The following is a 14262-nucleotide window of genomic DNA, read 5'->3' as shown; positions in this document are numbered from 1 at the left end:
TGATCAAACCGGGTTCTTTTTGTTCGCGGAAGGGCGCGAGCCCTCCGGTCTTTCACGCTGACACCGGACGGCTCGCGCCGTTCCGCTAACAGCTTCGTTGCCGAGGAAGCGTGCAATCATCAATGGCTAAAGACACGCTTCCAACGCGGCCAGCAAGGTCAGCACATTCTTTTGGGTGGCCGATTCGCCCATCAATCCGATTCGCCATGCTTTGCCGGCGAACACCCCCAGACCGCCGCCGATTTCGATATCAAACTCATCAAGCAGGCGTCGGCGGATGGCGGCTTCGTCGACGCCCTCGGGGACCGTGACGCAGTTGAGCGTACACAGCGAATGATCCGGGATGTAACTCAGGCCCAGCTTTTGCAGCCCATCGCGGAGCAGTTCGTGCATTTCACGGTGGCGTGCGATGCGTGCTTCCAGGCCCTCTTCCAAGACAATCGCCAGGGCCTCGCGGAGCGCGTAGACCATGTTGATCGGCGCGGTGTGGTGATAGGCCCGACCGCCGCCGCCGGTGTAATAGTTTTTCAACATCGAAACGTCCAAGTACCAAGACTGAGACTTGGTCGATCGCGTTTCGATTCGCTTGATCGCGCGGTCGGAGAACGAGACGGGAGACAACCCGGGTGGACAGGAAAGGCACTTTTGCGTTCCGGAATAGATCGCATCGATGCCCCACTCGTCGACGCGAAGGTCATGGCCGCCCAGCGAGGTGACTGCGTCGACGGCGAACAGCATGCCGGCGTCGTGCAACAAGTCGCCGACGCCGCTGAGGTCTTGCAGGGCACCGGTGGAGGTTTCGGCGTGGACCACACCCAGCAGTTTGGCCTTGGGGTGGGCCGCAACGGCTTCGGCGAATTGGTCCAGCGTGAACGATTTGCCCCAAGGGATCTCGACGGCATGGACGGTCGCGCCGCAACGTTCCATGTTGTCTTTCATGCGGCCACCGAAAACCCCGTTGATCATCACGATCGCTTCGTCGCCGGGTTCCAGCAGGTTGACCAGAATCGCTTCCATCCCGGCCATTCCCGTCCCGGAGACGGGAAAGGTGAGTGCGTTTTGGGTACGGTAGACCTGTCGAATCATCTCGCAGGTCTCATCCATGTACCCGATGTATTGGGGATCGAGGTGCCCGAGTGTGGGAGCGGAGATCGCTTGCAAAATACGCGCCGGCACGGTGCTGGGGCCGGGCCCCATGAGCAATCGTTGTCGAGGATGAAGTGGAGAGACCATCTTGGATATTGACAGGTTAAGGGCTGGCTGGCAAAGACATGGCTGAGAATTCTACGCGAAACCCGTCTCGGCTTCGACCGCCGAACCCCTTGTCGCGTCACCTTTACACGGGACACCGCTACCGATGAAAAACGAAATCGAACGAATCACCCACCTGGAGATCCAATTGGCCCACTTGCAGCGTCAATACGACGTGCTCAACGATGTCGTGACCGAACAAGCGATGTTGTTGGATCGCGTCAACAAACGTGTCGCCAAGTGGGAACAGACCGTTGACCGCCTCAAGAATGCCTCCGAACCGACCTCGGATCCGCAGGATGAAAAACCACCGCACTATTGAACCGCCACACGATTGAAACACAGGGGATCATTCGCGGGGTGATCGCAACGCCAAGGCGACTTCGGGGCGAAGTTGTGAGAAGGCTTCGATGCCGTCGATCGACACGTCGGTACCGGTCAAACCGACCGACAACAAACGAGGCGCCTTGGTTAGCTGCAACAACGACCGGTTGTCCAGGTTGCTGTCGCGAAACGAAAAACCGGTGGTCAACGGCAACGTGACTTCGGCGGCGGTGGGCAGTTGGACGTTGCAATCGACGAACGTCAAATTCGTTGAAAGCTGCCCCAGCGTGTTAACGGCTTGCGGCGTGACGGTGGCATGCTGCACCTCCACCCCGTCAATGCTCCAATCGTGATAGGGGCGATCGCAGTTTCCGAAACGCGGCTTGATCAGCGTGACGAAATCCAGGTTCTTGATGCCGCGCAGGGACTTGATCAATTCATCATCGACGACTGCGTTGGTCAACCAGACGCGTTCTAACTGGCCCAGCAGTGCGATTTCTTCGGCAACCGCGCGATGTTGGCAGTCGTAGTGCAAGTCGATCAGCCGCGGAAACTTGGCCGCCGCTGTTAGGGCTTCGCCGTCCATATAGCCGCCCTCGACGTGCAGCGTCCACAGGGTGTCGGTCGCACCGAGCCGAGACAGCGTGTCGCCGTCGACTTCGAACGCCGCGTCCTCTCGCGACGCCAATCCGAGCCATTTGACTTCATCCAAACACCAACGGTCGATGTTCTTTTCGGAGAACGATTCGTAGGAGATCGCGGCTCGATTGGCCCTCCCCGACCAGGCTTCGCCGAGCAACTCGCGGAGACGGTTGGGAAGATACAAGCCTTCCTCATCGAGGTGCCACAGCCCCATCTCGACGCGTCCGCCGAAGTCGCGGACTTCACTGATCATCCGCTGGCGAACTTGGATCCGCTTGATCCCCTTGCTATAGCCGCCGAAACACAGTGCGGTGCAGGCGGCGGCGAAGAGGACCGTTCGGATGGAAACCTGTTTATCACCGATCAGCATAAACGTCAGCGTGATCCAGATGAGTCCGAACAGTCCGGCAAACATCATCGCCAAACCGTAGGTCGTCCAACCGGGCGGATACGAACTGATGTAGCCGACACCGGCCGTCAACGAAATTCCGCTCAGCCCCATGAAGGTCGGATGCCGACCGAGGAACTGCCGCAGCGCGCGGCCCAGACGCGTCGCTTTGAACCAGATCGCCAGGGTGGCGAAGACCAGCAGCAACCCGATCGAACTGCCGCCGGCGGTCTTGGGTTCAAAGGCGCGGCGCACCACCATCGAGTTTGCGCTGGGGCCGGAGAGTTCGGTCAACACGGCGGCCGGGGCAAACTGGGAGACGACCGCGGTGGGCGGTTTCGAATGTTGCGGGGCGACGACCGGTGCGTCAGAGTAAACCTCGACGTCGCCGAATCGTTCGTCCAGCTCAAAACGAATCCGGGTCCATTGTGATTGCGAACTCCATTTCCTGGCAGTCGTTACCTGTTCGGGGTACCACAATCCGGTCGCCGAATCCATTTGAAAGGCATCGATGTGAATCGTCTTCCGTTCCGGCCACCTGTCGCCGGCCGGTGTCTCGTAATTCTGGCGGAGCGGCAGCAGGAAGCGATCTTTGGCCAGATAGACCTCGCAGTCGGTCATCACGTCCAGGTCTTCGTTGTTGATGCCATACCACTGCACTTTCCAGCATGGATGGCCATCGAGCTGGACTTCTTCGACTTTGGGTTCACCGATCACCGTTTGCGGTGGAAACAAATGGGTCTGGTAATCGTCAATGAGCAACCAGTCGAGATGCCGCGAGTAATAATATTCGACGAGAACGGCGTGCGGTAACCGCGGCGCGCCGTTGCGTTCATAGGCGTTGGCGTTGGCCGACAGCGGGCGGTTGGTGGCACCGTGCAGATACCGGATCCGTCCGACTTGACCGTCATAGGCAAAGATCATCTTCTGCAGGGCCGGTTCTCGACGTTCCGCCCGAAACCGCTCGCCCAGTCGCAGGAAGTCGTCGACGCAACTGTATGCGAGGGTTTGTTTCGACCAGTCGATCGATCGTCCAGCCTCGATCGACGGTTCCTCACGCACCGTCTCAAAGACTTCGATCCTGCGTTTCATTCCCCAACCCTGATAGGCTTCACGCACGGCGCCGACTTCGCGTTTCAGCTGATCCAGTTTGTTCGGTGCGGTGTCGGTTGTCGCCTGCGCCGCGGCCTCGGCTTGGTCGGGACCGGCGGACGAGGCTCGTGATGCCACCGCCGCAGCAGGAGCGGTTGGCGAAGCAGAAGTGGTTGGCGAATCAGAAGTGGTTGTGTCTGCGATCGCGACAGCGCCGGTCGAGAGCACCAACACCAAACAAGCGAGCGGTAAACGTCGCGCCGACGCGAGCAGCGATCGTCGGGCGGGTCGCTCGGCAGACCGTGGCCCCGATTGTAATTCCACGCGTAGAGTCAAGGGTCGGCTGAACATCATGGCTCGCAGGTTGTCTCGTGCACATCGTTCAAAAAGCGGGATAAGGTTCGTACACCATAGCGAATCGGCCAGCGCCGTGGCAAAACAAGTGCGGTGGAATCTGACAAGAATGTGCCAAACCGCAACTGCGGTGGCGTGAAGACGTCGCCCCAATGACTGCAAGATGATGCCGTCCTTCTCGCGCCGAAATCATTCGCAAGCTTTGCCACCAAAGATCGGCGGAAAGATTTTTACCAGACAAAATCCATCGCCACGTCCGGCTGCAACGCATGAAAGGCTTCTTGTCCTGGTCGCGTCACGTTTCCCTTTTTGATGGACAGCCACTTGAGTTTGGGCAGCGCGGAGAACTGCATCAACATCTCATCGGTGAGATTGCATTGATAGAAACCGATCCCGCTCGTTTCGGGCATGTCCGGGGGCTCATTCCGCGACAAGCTCAACCAGCAGCCAGACAATCCCAGTGACCCCCGGAACCGTCCCAGCGCGGACAGCGCGCCCGTCTCGATCTTGCCGCCTGAGACAAAAACAATATCTACCGACGGTGTAGCTGAAGTCACAAAGGCGGACGCAAAAACCGGATCGGTCAGACCGAGGTGATAGAGCTTTGGCAACGCATCGATTTGCTCGATGAAGACGTCATCGACCGTGGGGTTGGTCAGATAAAGGTATTCCAGATTTTTGAACTGTTTGATTTCGTCGTCCAATGGGGAGTGATCGCAATCAAACGCCAGCGACTCGATGGCGGAGAACTTCGCCAGCAACTGAAGCCCACGCTGGTCGATGGTTCCACCGTAGACTGCAAAATCGTTCAACTGGCCGCTTCGATCGAGCGCGGCGATCGCATCGGCATCAACGGCCGCTCGTTGGTTCTTCGCGTCCAACAGATAGATCTCTGAGACTTCGTCCAGGCACCATGATCGGACGGCGCTCGGCGTGAACGCTTCGATCGGAATCGTCGCATGCCTGACGCGATCCCAAGACGTGTCAAACAATGCGAAGGACCACTTGGGCAACTGAACTTCGGCGGCGTGTTTCCCCAATCGATCGACGATGACGTTGCCGCCGGCCAATTCAATCGCGCGAATCATGCGGGCCCGACTGCGGGACCGATTGACGCCGGTCGTCCAGCCTGCAAAGACCAGCGACAGACAGAGCGTCAGCCACAGTAACGTCTGCAAACGGATCGTGCGCTGGGCCGCGAGGGCGGCAACGAACAGGCTCCAGATCAGCCCGGAAAGTCCGGCGACAAACAGACCGATCCCGTGACGATACCAACCGGTTTGAAAACACGCGGTGATCAGAATCGACGCAAGATAAACAGCACCGGCAACCTGAAAGGATCTGCGATGCGTTCTGGCCCAGTCCGCCAGTGGCCTGCTACGGCGCAGGACCAGGTAAAACAAAAACGCGGCGATGCCGATCAACAGCAACGCCGCGTTAAAAACTGCGATCGCCGTCAACGGGTCGAGGTGGACGACAAGGCGATAGCGCATCAGATTCTAAAACGAGCGACTATTCTTTCTTCGCCAGCTCGAAGCCTTTCTTGAAGGCCTTGTCGTTGTAGATCAGCTTCAACTTGGCTTCGTCATCTTCGGCGCCTTCCGCTTTGCCTTTGCAATTGTTGCAGCAAAACGCGACTTCGGTGCCAGCCAATTTGATCGCCGTCGACTCGTTCAATTTACCGCCACTGAACGGGCAGCTCTTTTGGACGTACTGCTTCGTTGCGACCAATTGATGATTGGCTTTGACGGCATACTTCTCGGTATCCTTGGCGAACTTGCCGGCGCAACCGTTGCAGCAGAAATACACCTTGGCGTCTTTGTAGTCGGCTGACTTGCTGGCGTCAGCAGCTTTCTTTGCCACCACGCATTGGATGTCTTTCAGGTCAACGTCGGCGGTCAACGTGGTAGCGGTCGCGACGAGCAAAACGGCGGCCGCGGAGGCTAAAAATCGTTTCATGTCTGGACTCAATTTTGGGGTTAGAATCGACAATGGGACAGACCGGTTGCCCGGCCGTGAACGATTCAACATAGGCAAATTTTCTGCAGAAAACCAATACGGAGTGCGATCAGAAGGCAAAAATTCGGTGAAATTCAGGAGCCGCAAGCTGGATGCTTAGGCCACTTGGGGTGGGGAAAAGGCGTTGATCCGATCGGCGATGCCGGGATGCAGCCACGTCGGCCTGCGCGCCGCCGCGCAACCTTCGGTCACTCGCAGCAGCGCCGACGCGAGTTGGCGACGTGCCTCCGGCTCGGTCGTGGGCACCCGCTCGCACGAGCGAGAAACGGCCGGCGCCAACCAACAGGCCACCGTGTCGGCGTCAAATTCACTGCGATAACTGACCAAACGCAGAATCAACACGGTCGCCACCAGACTGAGCACGCTGCCCAGCGTGCCCGCCCAGTCCGCTGCCCAGTCCGCCGCCCCGACCGGCATGGAATCATGCATCAGCCCCCGTTCGAGCCCCGCCCCGAGCAACCAAGCGGGGACCAGGGCCAGAATTCGCAGCGGCACGTGAAACCGTTTGGCATGGGCCACTTCGTGCAGAATCACCATCGCCAACTCCTCTCGTGTCAGGTCTCGCACCAATCGATCACTCAGTAGCAACACGCGAAAACGCCCGAAGAGGCCGGCGATCATCGCGTTGTGGGTTTGGTGATTGGTGTCCCACATCACGATTTTGCAGCGTCGGATGCCGCCGGAGGTGACGACCGATTGGATCCATTGCTTGGTGTCAGCATCGATCTGACGGGTCGGAAACACTCGCCGTACCAAGATCGGGATGCCGGCGACCATCACGGCGACCAACGCAATCCACGCCGCCCAGTTCGGGATCTGGTCCCCGACCGCCGTCAATGAGATCAGATCGATGATCGCCAGAAAGCCGATGATCGGTGCGACGAGCCAACCGACGCTGCATCGCAGGGCCGAAAACGTGGACGTCAACGTCGCCCACCACCCCCGTCGCGCCACGCCCATGCGCGCCGCAAAAAGCGACTCCCCGGCCCACAATCCGGCCATCATTGCGATCGCGGGAAACAACAAAACGATCGACTGCAGCGCCAAGGAGTGTTGAGTCAGCGGCAACCGGTCCAAGTTCCGGCCCAGCCCGAATCCGCCCAGGCAAAGCAGGATCAGCCCCAGCGAGAACCAGCGAAAACACTCGGTTTGACGATCAAACCAATCGTAGCCCACCGTCGCCTCGACTTCCCCCTTGTCGATCAGCCCGGCGACCATCCGGACCGCCAGATAACACAGCCCCCACCACGCGACGATCACCAGCCCGCTGAATCCGACTGCATGACCGAAGGGCTGGTTCGATTCCGGCAGCGAGCCCAAGCTGAGCGAGAGAATGACGGCCAGGAAGTAATAGAGTTGCATCGGAAAAATCGTCGACAAGCCGGGGGGTGCAACGGCAGAAAGAAGAGCGGGAGAAGCTTCCAGACTGTCAATTCAAAGGCGACGGACTGGAAATCGATTCCACGGTTCGGGCCATCAGTATTGTTGCGTCGCTCTCCGGCGCGACCTGTGTTTCTACGAACTGCCCCGATTTCAACTCACCTGGAGTCCATTTTTGCCGGTCGATTCCGCCGGAACCCGCAAAAACCTCTCATTTCGCCAGATTGCCGTGCCCGCTAGACTACGGGGGAAAGGAATGCCGTCTTCTACTGACCACGAATTGCCCCGAATGTCGACGACCGAAATCAAGGTCAAGGGTGCCCGCGAGCACAACCTCTGTGACGTCAATCTGACCCTGCCGCGTGGTGAACTGGTTTGTTTTTCCGGTGTCTCGGGCAGTGGAAAGTCGTCTCTGGCCTTCGACACGCTGTATGCCGAGGGCCAGCGCCGGTACGTCGAGTCGCTCTCCAATTACGCCCGGCAATTCATGGGGCAGATGCCCAAGCCCGATGTCGATCTGGTCAGCGGCCTGAGCCCCTCGATTTCGATCGCTCAAAAATCGACCGGCAACAATCCCCGCAGCACCGTCGGCACGATCACCGAGATCTACGACTTCTTGCGCGTCCTGTTCGCCCGTGTCGCGACGCCCAACTGCCCCAATTGCCACGTCCCGATCGCCGCCCAACCGTCCGACGCAATCACGTCGCGGATCTTGGATCTGGACCCCGAAGAGACCATCTGGGTTCTGGCGCCGCTGGTCCGCGGGCACAAGGGCGAATTCAAAGACCTGTTCGAAGATTTGCGTAAACAAGGGTTCACACGCGCCCGCGTGGACAACGAAACGATTCGCCTGTCAGATCCTCCGCCACTGGATCGGGCCCGTCGCCACGATGTCGAAGTGGTGGTCGATCGCGTGGGCATCGATGATCGCGACCGCGGACGCATCAACGAAGCGGTCGATCTGGCGCTGAAACTCGGCGATGCGTCGGTGATCGTGTCGCTGTCGGAGCCCAACAGCGATTCGGCGCGACCGGCCAAAGAAGACATCCTGTTTTCTTCGCGTTACTCGTGCGGCTCGTGCGGTGAAAGTTTTCGCCCGCCGACGCCGCAACTGTTTTCGTTCAACAGTCCGCAAGGGATGTGCGAAGCCTGTGACGGGCTCGGGCATCTGTACACGTTTGTTCCGGAGTTGATCATTCCCGACGAATCCAAGTCGATTCGCAAGGGAGCGATCACGTTGCTGGGCCAATGGGGCGACATCGGTCGTTATCGTCGGCACATCTACAAGGGCTTCGCGACCGCGATGGACAAGCTGCTCGAACTCGAGCCGGGTTCGATGCTGGAAACACGTTGGCGGGACCTGCCCGCCGAAGCCCAGAAGATGTGGTTGTGGGGCAGCGACTCGACGTATCAATTGACGTGGCGCGGCGGCCGAAAGAGTCGCAAGTACACCGGGTCGTTCGACGGGTTTATTCCTGAGCTGCTTGATCGCTATCGCACGACCAAGAACAAGATGCAGTTGCGGCATCTTGAGAAGTTCATGAACACGATCGATTGCGTCGATTGCCAAGGCCGTCGGCTGAATCGCCAGGCCAGTGCGGCGACGATCACGACGACGTCGGACGCGTTCGAAGACAATCACGCGCTCTCGCTGCCTGATTTGTGCGACTTGTCGATCGATCAGTTGAGTCAGTTTTTCGCCGAGATCAGCTTGGGAGAAACCGACGCCAAGATCGCGGCCGAAGCGTTGAAAGAGATCCGCACGCGACTGGGCTTCTTGCTCGGCGTCGGTCTGGATTATCTGACATTGGGCCGAACCGCACCGACGCTTTCCGGTGGCGAATCACAACGCATTCGTTTGGCCGGCCAGATCGGCAGCGGGCTGGTCGGCGTGCTGTACATCTTGGACGAACCGTCGATCGGCTTGCACGCCCGAGACAACGACCGATTGATCGAAACGCTGGTGCGGCTCCGCGATGCCGGCAACACGTTGATCGTCGTCGAGCATGATGAAGACACGATGCGGGCGGCCGATCGGATCGTCGACTTTGGTCCCGGCCCGGGAGTTCGCGGCGGAGAAATCGTCGGGATCGGCGGGGCGGACGAATTGGGGGCGAACAAGCGCAGTGTCACCGGCCAGTTTCTTTCCGGCGATCGTCAGATCGCGATCCCAGAAACGCCACGGCCGATCGACAGCGAAGCCCAACTGACGATTCACGGCGCCCGGTTTCACAACTTGCGAAACGTCGATGCGACGATTCCGCTGGGAACCGTGACGTGCGTGACCGGTGTCTCCGGCAGCGGAAAGAGTTCGTTGATCGGCGGCATCTTGGAACCCGCCCTGCGGCGTGAACTCAACGGTGCCGAATGCGAACCCGGTGACCACGATTCAATCAGCGGTCTGGAATTTTTGGACAAGACGATCGCGATCGATCAATCACCCATCGGGCGAACGCCACGCAGCAACCCGGCGACGTACGTCAAAGTCTTTGACGAAATCCGCAACCTGTTCGCCAAACTGACCGAAGCGAAAACGCGTGGCTACACCGCCAGTCGATTCAGCTTTAACGTCGATGGCGGACGCTGCGCCGCCTGTGACGGCAACGGCGCGTCAAAGCTGGAAATGGATTTCCTGGCCGACATCTGGGTGACGTGCCCCGTTTGCGGCGGCAAACGATACAACCGCGAAACGCTTTCGGTCCAATTCAAAGGCGCGTCGATCGCCGACGTGCTGGAAATGGACATCGCCCAGGCGCTCGAGCTGTTTCAGAACGTTCCCAAAGTTGCCGAAAAACTGCAAACGCTGGTCGACGTCGGTCTGGAGTATTTGAAACTCGGCCAACCCTCCCCGACGCTTTCGGGCGGCGAAGCCCAACGGATCAAACTCTCTCGCGAGCTGAGTAAACGAGAAACCGGCAAGACGCTGTATGTGCTGGACGAACCGACGACCGGATTGCACTTTGCCGACATCGAATTGTTGCTCCGCGTGATTCACGGCTTGGCCGATCGCGGCAACACCGTGGTGATTGTCGAACACAACATGGACGTCATCAAAACGGCCGACTACGTGCTCGACCTGGGTCCCGAAGGCGGCGCCGGCGGTGGAAAAATTGTGGCCGCCGGGCGACCGATCGACATCGCCAAAAACATGGACAGCTACACCGGCGCGGCATTGGCCAAGGTGATGGGCATTAAACGTCGCAAGCCGGCCAAGCACCACGCGACCGCCACGAGAGCGTCGGCTGCGTTGGCACCGCCGCCGGAAAAGGCCAAAACCCACTTGGTGGTCCAGGCGGCTTCGGAACACAACCTGAAATCGGTCTCCGCGGAAATTCCCCGTGACGCCATGACCGTGTTCTGTGGCCCCAGCGGCAGCGGCAAAAGCTCGATGGCGATGGACACGATCTACGCCGAAGGCCAACGTCGCTACGTCGAATCGCTTTCGTCCTACGCAAGACAGTTCATCGGCCAGGTGCAAAAACCCAAGGTCGAACGGATCGAAGGGTTATCACCGGCGGTCGCGCTGGAACAAAAAAACCTCGGGCATTCGCCGCGCAGTACCGTCGGCACGGTCACCGAGATTTATGACTTCCTGCGAATCTTGATGGCGCGGCTGGGGACACGACACTGTCCGGATTGCGGCGTCGAAGTCGGCACGCAGACTCCCGAGCAAATCGCGGAGAAAGTGTTGTCGATGCCCGAAGGGACGCGAGCCTTGTTGCTCTCGCCGATCGAAGTAGTGGCCGGAGAAGCGTCCAAGGACACCTGGCAATCGCTGCGTAGCCAAGGCTTCCAGCGGATTCGAATCGATGGAAAAACGGTCTCGCTCGACGAAGCACCGGCACTCGACCCGCGGAAACGACAAACCGTTCAAGTCGTCGTGGACCGGATCGCGGTCAACGACGAGGAGCGCTCGCGGATCAGCGACAGCGTCGAACAAGGGCTATCGTTGGGGATCGGCGTGATCCAGGTCGCGATCGCCAACCCGGATCGCGACGAACAATACTGGGAAACGATCACGCACAGCCAGCATCTCGTCTGCGGTGAATGCGGCAGATCCTTTCCCACACTGACACCACACCACTTTTCGTTCAACAGCTCCGTCGGCTGGTGTCCGCAGTGCGAAGGACTGGGCAAGCAAACCGGAACCAACCCAGCCGCCCTGATCGATTCGCCGCGCAAAACGCTCGCCGACGGTGCCGCACTGTTGTGGCCGAGTGTCGATCACGAGGTCTCGTTGTGGTTGTTGCGGGCGCTGTCGCGGCAGACCGGCATCCCGATCGATCTGCCGTTCGACGAGTTGACCGCCACACACCGCCGATTGCTGTTTCACGGGCTGGGCGATCGCTGGATCGAAGTCCGGCAAAGCGATGCGAAACCGAATTCAACGTCCACCGCCAAGTTGTTCCGCTTTCGATTCAAAGGCTTTTATCCGGCGCTAGAGGAAGCGTCGCGTTTGACACCGGGATTGCGCGGCAAGCTGGAACAGTTCGTCGACGACATCAATTGCAGTGCCTGCGACGGATCGCGATTGCGTGAAGAAGCGGCCGCCTGTCAGTTTCGCGGTTGGACGATGGCTGATCTGGTTCACATGCCGCTGGATCGTTTGGATGGCGTCGTCACCGATTGGAAACTCGATCGCCGGGAGAAAAAGATCGCCGGCGAATTGGTGCGTGAAATCCAATCGCGAGTGCGTTTCCTGTTGGACGTGGGACTGAACTATTTGACGCTGCATCGCGGTGCGGCGACGCTGTCCGGCGGCGAGGCGCAGCGGATTCGATTGGCCGCCCAACTCGGCAGCGGATTGTGCGGGGTGCTGTACGTGTTGGATGAACCCACGATCGGGCTGCACCCCCGTGACAACTTGCGTCTACTTTCGGCGCTGCATCGATTGAGAGACTTGGGCAACACGCTGTTGGTGGTCGAACACGATCGCGACGTGATCGCCGGCAGCGACTACCTGTGCGATTTCGGGCCACGCGCCGGTCGGCATGGCGGCCGAATCGTGGCCGAAGGCCCACCGACAAAATTGTCGCCGGTCGAACGAAGCGTGACGGCCGGATACATCAACGGCACCAAACACATCCCGTTGCCGTCGGTACGACGCCCGGTGATGACCGACGGTGGCAAGCCGCTGGTCGATTACCTGACCCTGATCGGCGCGTCGGAAAACAACCTGGATCACGTCGATCTGAAATTGCCGATGGGCGTGTTGACGGTCGTGACCGGGCCCAGCGGCAGTGGCAAGAGCACGTTGATCGAAGGCACCCTGTACCCGATCCTGGGCAAGCGTTTGCATCGGCTAAGGATGAAACCCGGACGTCACGAAAAAATCGAAGGCCTCCGCCACGTCGATAAAGTGATTCGTGTCGATCAATCACCGCTGGGCAACACGCCCAGCAGCAATCCGGCAACGTACACCGGCGTGTTTGATACGATTCGAAACCTGTTCGCGTTGATCCCCGAAGCGGCCGAGCGAAAGTACACCGCGCGAACGTTCAGCTTTAACGTCCCCGGCGGACGCTGCGAGACATGCGAGGGCAGTGGCCAACGTAAAATCGAGATGCATTTCCTGCCGGACGTTTGGGTGCCGTGCGAGGAATGCGGATCGCGGCGGTACAACGAAGACGTGTTGCAGGTGAAGTATCACGGCAAGTCGATTTCGGACGTGTTGGCGATGTCCTGTGGCGAGGCGGTGGAGCTGTTCGCCTCCGAACCCCGCATCACCCGCGTGTTGCAAACCCTGTGTGACGTCGGATTGGATTATGTCACGCTGGGCCAATCCGCTCCGACGCTGTCCGGCGGTGAAGCCCAACGGGTCAAACTGGCGTCGGAACTCGCCCGTCCGGGCACCGGCAAAACGTTGTACCTGCTGGACGAACCGACGACCGGCTTGCACTTTGACGACATCGCGAAACTGCTGGACGTGATCCAGCGTCTGGTCGACTTGGGCAACACCTGTGTCGTCATCGAGCACAACCTGGACGTTGTCAAATGCGCCGATTGGGTGATCGACATGGGGCCTGGTGCCGGCGTCGACGGCGGCAAGATCGTCTTCGAAGGCACACCCGAACAATTGGCCGCGACGGCCGAACGGTCAAACGGCGAACCGGTTTCCGTCACGGCGCCCTTCGTCGCCGAGGCGCTCCAGCCGTCGGCGAAAAAGTCGAAACCGACTGCCGAATCCGTCGCCGAGTCCGGTTCCGGACGGTTGCGAATCGACGCAGCCAGTCGCCCAGAGACCCGTTCTCGAGGATCGAAAACGGCAGCCAAGTCGAACGGGCAAGCGAAAAAGGCGACACCGAAACGCAAGAAGAAGAAACACGACGCCAATACGATCTGGAAAACGCTGGGGCGGAAATGGCATTCGATGCCCAAGGGGTTCGACGACAACGCAACGCCCGACTGGCCGATCAAACTGCCCGACCGTTTGTTCGATCAAATCGAAAAGATCGGCGGTGAAGATTGTTTGAGGATGTCGGCTGCCAACCGAGTCGACGTGGTCGGTGCCGACGGTGACGTCAAACTGTCGATTCGCACGCGCGACCTCGATGCGGTCAAGATCGTGGCCAATGAGCCACTCGATCCGGCCGAAGCCGACGATCTCGGCGATGCAAAAATCACCGTCTCCAGCGACGAACAGGAAACCACGCTGGCGATCAATCGGCTCGGCCAAGCCACCAAACCGGCGCTGCGACGGTTCCTCAAGCGAACGCTGACGTCGTGACGCACACCAGCGGGAAGCGTTAGCGAGCGGCGCGTGGCGAAACCACTGCCACTCGCGCGCCACTGGCTGACGCCACGTGCTGGTT

At 59.6% G+C, this 14262-nt stretch carries 7 protein-coding genes; 2 read left to right on the top strand and 5 right to left on the bottom strand.

Translation table 11 applies throughout. The features are described from left to right. Positions 1-126 precede the first annotated feature (126 nt). Complete coding sequence (locus TBK1r_RS29475) at positions 127-1197, bottom strand: pyridoxal-phosphate-dependent aminotransferase family protein (RefSeq protein WP_419580509.1); 1071 nt, start codon at positions 1195-1197, stop codon at positions 127-129. 160 nt (positions 1198-1357) lie between these two features. On the opposite strand from TBK1r_RS29475, the gene TBK1r_RS29470 reads away from it, so the two are divergent. After that, on the top strand, positions 1358-1573 hold the full coding sequence (locus TBK1r_RS29470) for a SlyX family protein (RefSeq protein ID WP_145218677.1): 216 nt from the start codon (positions 1358-1360) through the stop codon (positions 1571-1573). A 27-nt stretch (positions 1574-1600) separates the two neighbouring features. Here TBK1r_RS29470 and TBK1r_RS29465 read toward each other — a convergent pair whose 3' ends face one another. The 4 genes from TBK1r_RS29465 to TBK1r_RS29450 all read right to left on the bottom strand — a co-directional run bounded on the left by TBK1r_RS29465 (position 1601) and on the right by TBK1r_RS29450 (position 7432). After that, positions 1601-3835, bottom strand: a complete 2235-nt coding sequence (locus tag TBK1r_RS29465) for a hypothetical protein (protein WP_145218675.1) — start codon at positions 3833-3835, stop codon at positions 1601-1603. A gap of 446 nt (positions 3836-4281) precedes the next feature. Continuing rightward, positions 4282-5544, bottom strand: a complete 1263-nt coding sequence (locus TBK1r_RS29460; RefSeq protein WP_145218673.1) for a leucine-rich repeat domain-containing protein — start codon at positions 5542-5544, stop codon at positions 4282-4284. Positions 5545-5563: 19 nt separating this feature from the next. Beyond that, the gene (locus tag TBK1r_RS29455; protein ID WP_145218671.1) at positions 5564-6010 is read right to left on the bottom strand and encodes a hypothetical protein; all 447 of its coding nucleotides are present in this window, start codon (positions 6008-6010) and stop codon (positions 5564-5566) included. A gap of 156 nt (positions 6011-6166) precedes the next feature. Beyond that, a complete protein-coding gene (locus tag TBK1r_RS29450; RefSeq protein ID WP_145218669.1) occupies positions 6167-7432 on the bottom strand; it encodes a M48 family metalloprotease in 1266 nt (421 codons plus the stop codon). Positions 7433-7739: 307 nt separating this feature from the next. On the opposite strand from TBK1r_RS29450, the gene uvrA reads away from it, so the two are divergent. Continuing rightward, positions 7740-14177 carry an excinuclease ABC subunit UvrA gene (gene uvrA / locus TBK1r_RS29445; RefSeq protein ID WP_145218667.1) on the top strand — a complete coding sequence of 2146 codons (6438 nt, stop codon included), beginning with the start codon at positions 7740-7742 and terminating at the stop codon, positions 14175-14177. Positions 14178-14262: the final 85 nt, after the last annotated feature.

This window comes from Stieleria magnilauensis (genome assembly GCA_007753675.1).
GTDB lineage: Bacteria > Planctomycetota > Planctomycetia > Pirellulales > Pirellulaceae > Stieleria > Stieleria magnilauensis.
The sequence above is the reverse complement of the archived record's forward strand: the minus strand, read 5'-3'. Positions and strand labels throughout refer to the sequence as shown.

Excerpts from the sequence above, each read along its gene's own strand:
- TBK1r_RS29475 (WP_419580509.1), bottom strand. The coding sequence starts at position 1,197 with ATGGGGCCCGGCCCCAGCACCGTGCCGGCGCGTATTTTGCAAGCGATC.
- TBK1r_RS29470 (WP_145218677.1), top strand. The coding sequence starts at position 1,358 with ATGAAAAACGAAATCGAACGAATCACCCACCTGGAGATCCAATTGGCC.
- TBK1r_RS29460 (WP_145218673.1), bottom strand. The coding sequence starts at position 5,544 with ATGCGCTATCGCCTTGTCGTCCACCTCGACCCGTTGACGGCGATCGCA.
- TBK1r_RS29455 (WP_145218671.1), bottom strand. The coding sequence starts at position 6,010 with ATGAAACGATTTTTAGCCTCCGCGGCCGCCGTTTTGCTCGTCGCGACC.
- TBK1r_RS29450 (WP_145218669.1), bottom strand. The coding sequence starts at position 7,432 with ATGCAACTCTATTACTTCCTGGCCGTCATTCTCTCGCTCAGCTTGGGC.
- uvrA (WP_145218667.1), top strand. The coding sequence starts at position 7,740 with ATGTCGACGACCGAAATCAAGGTCAAGGGTGCCCGCGAGCACAACCTC.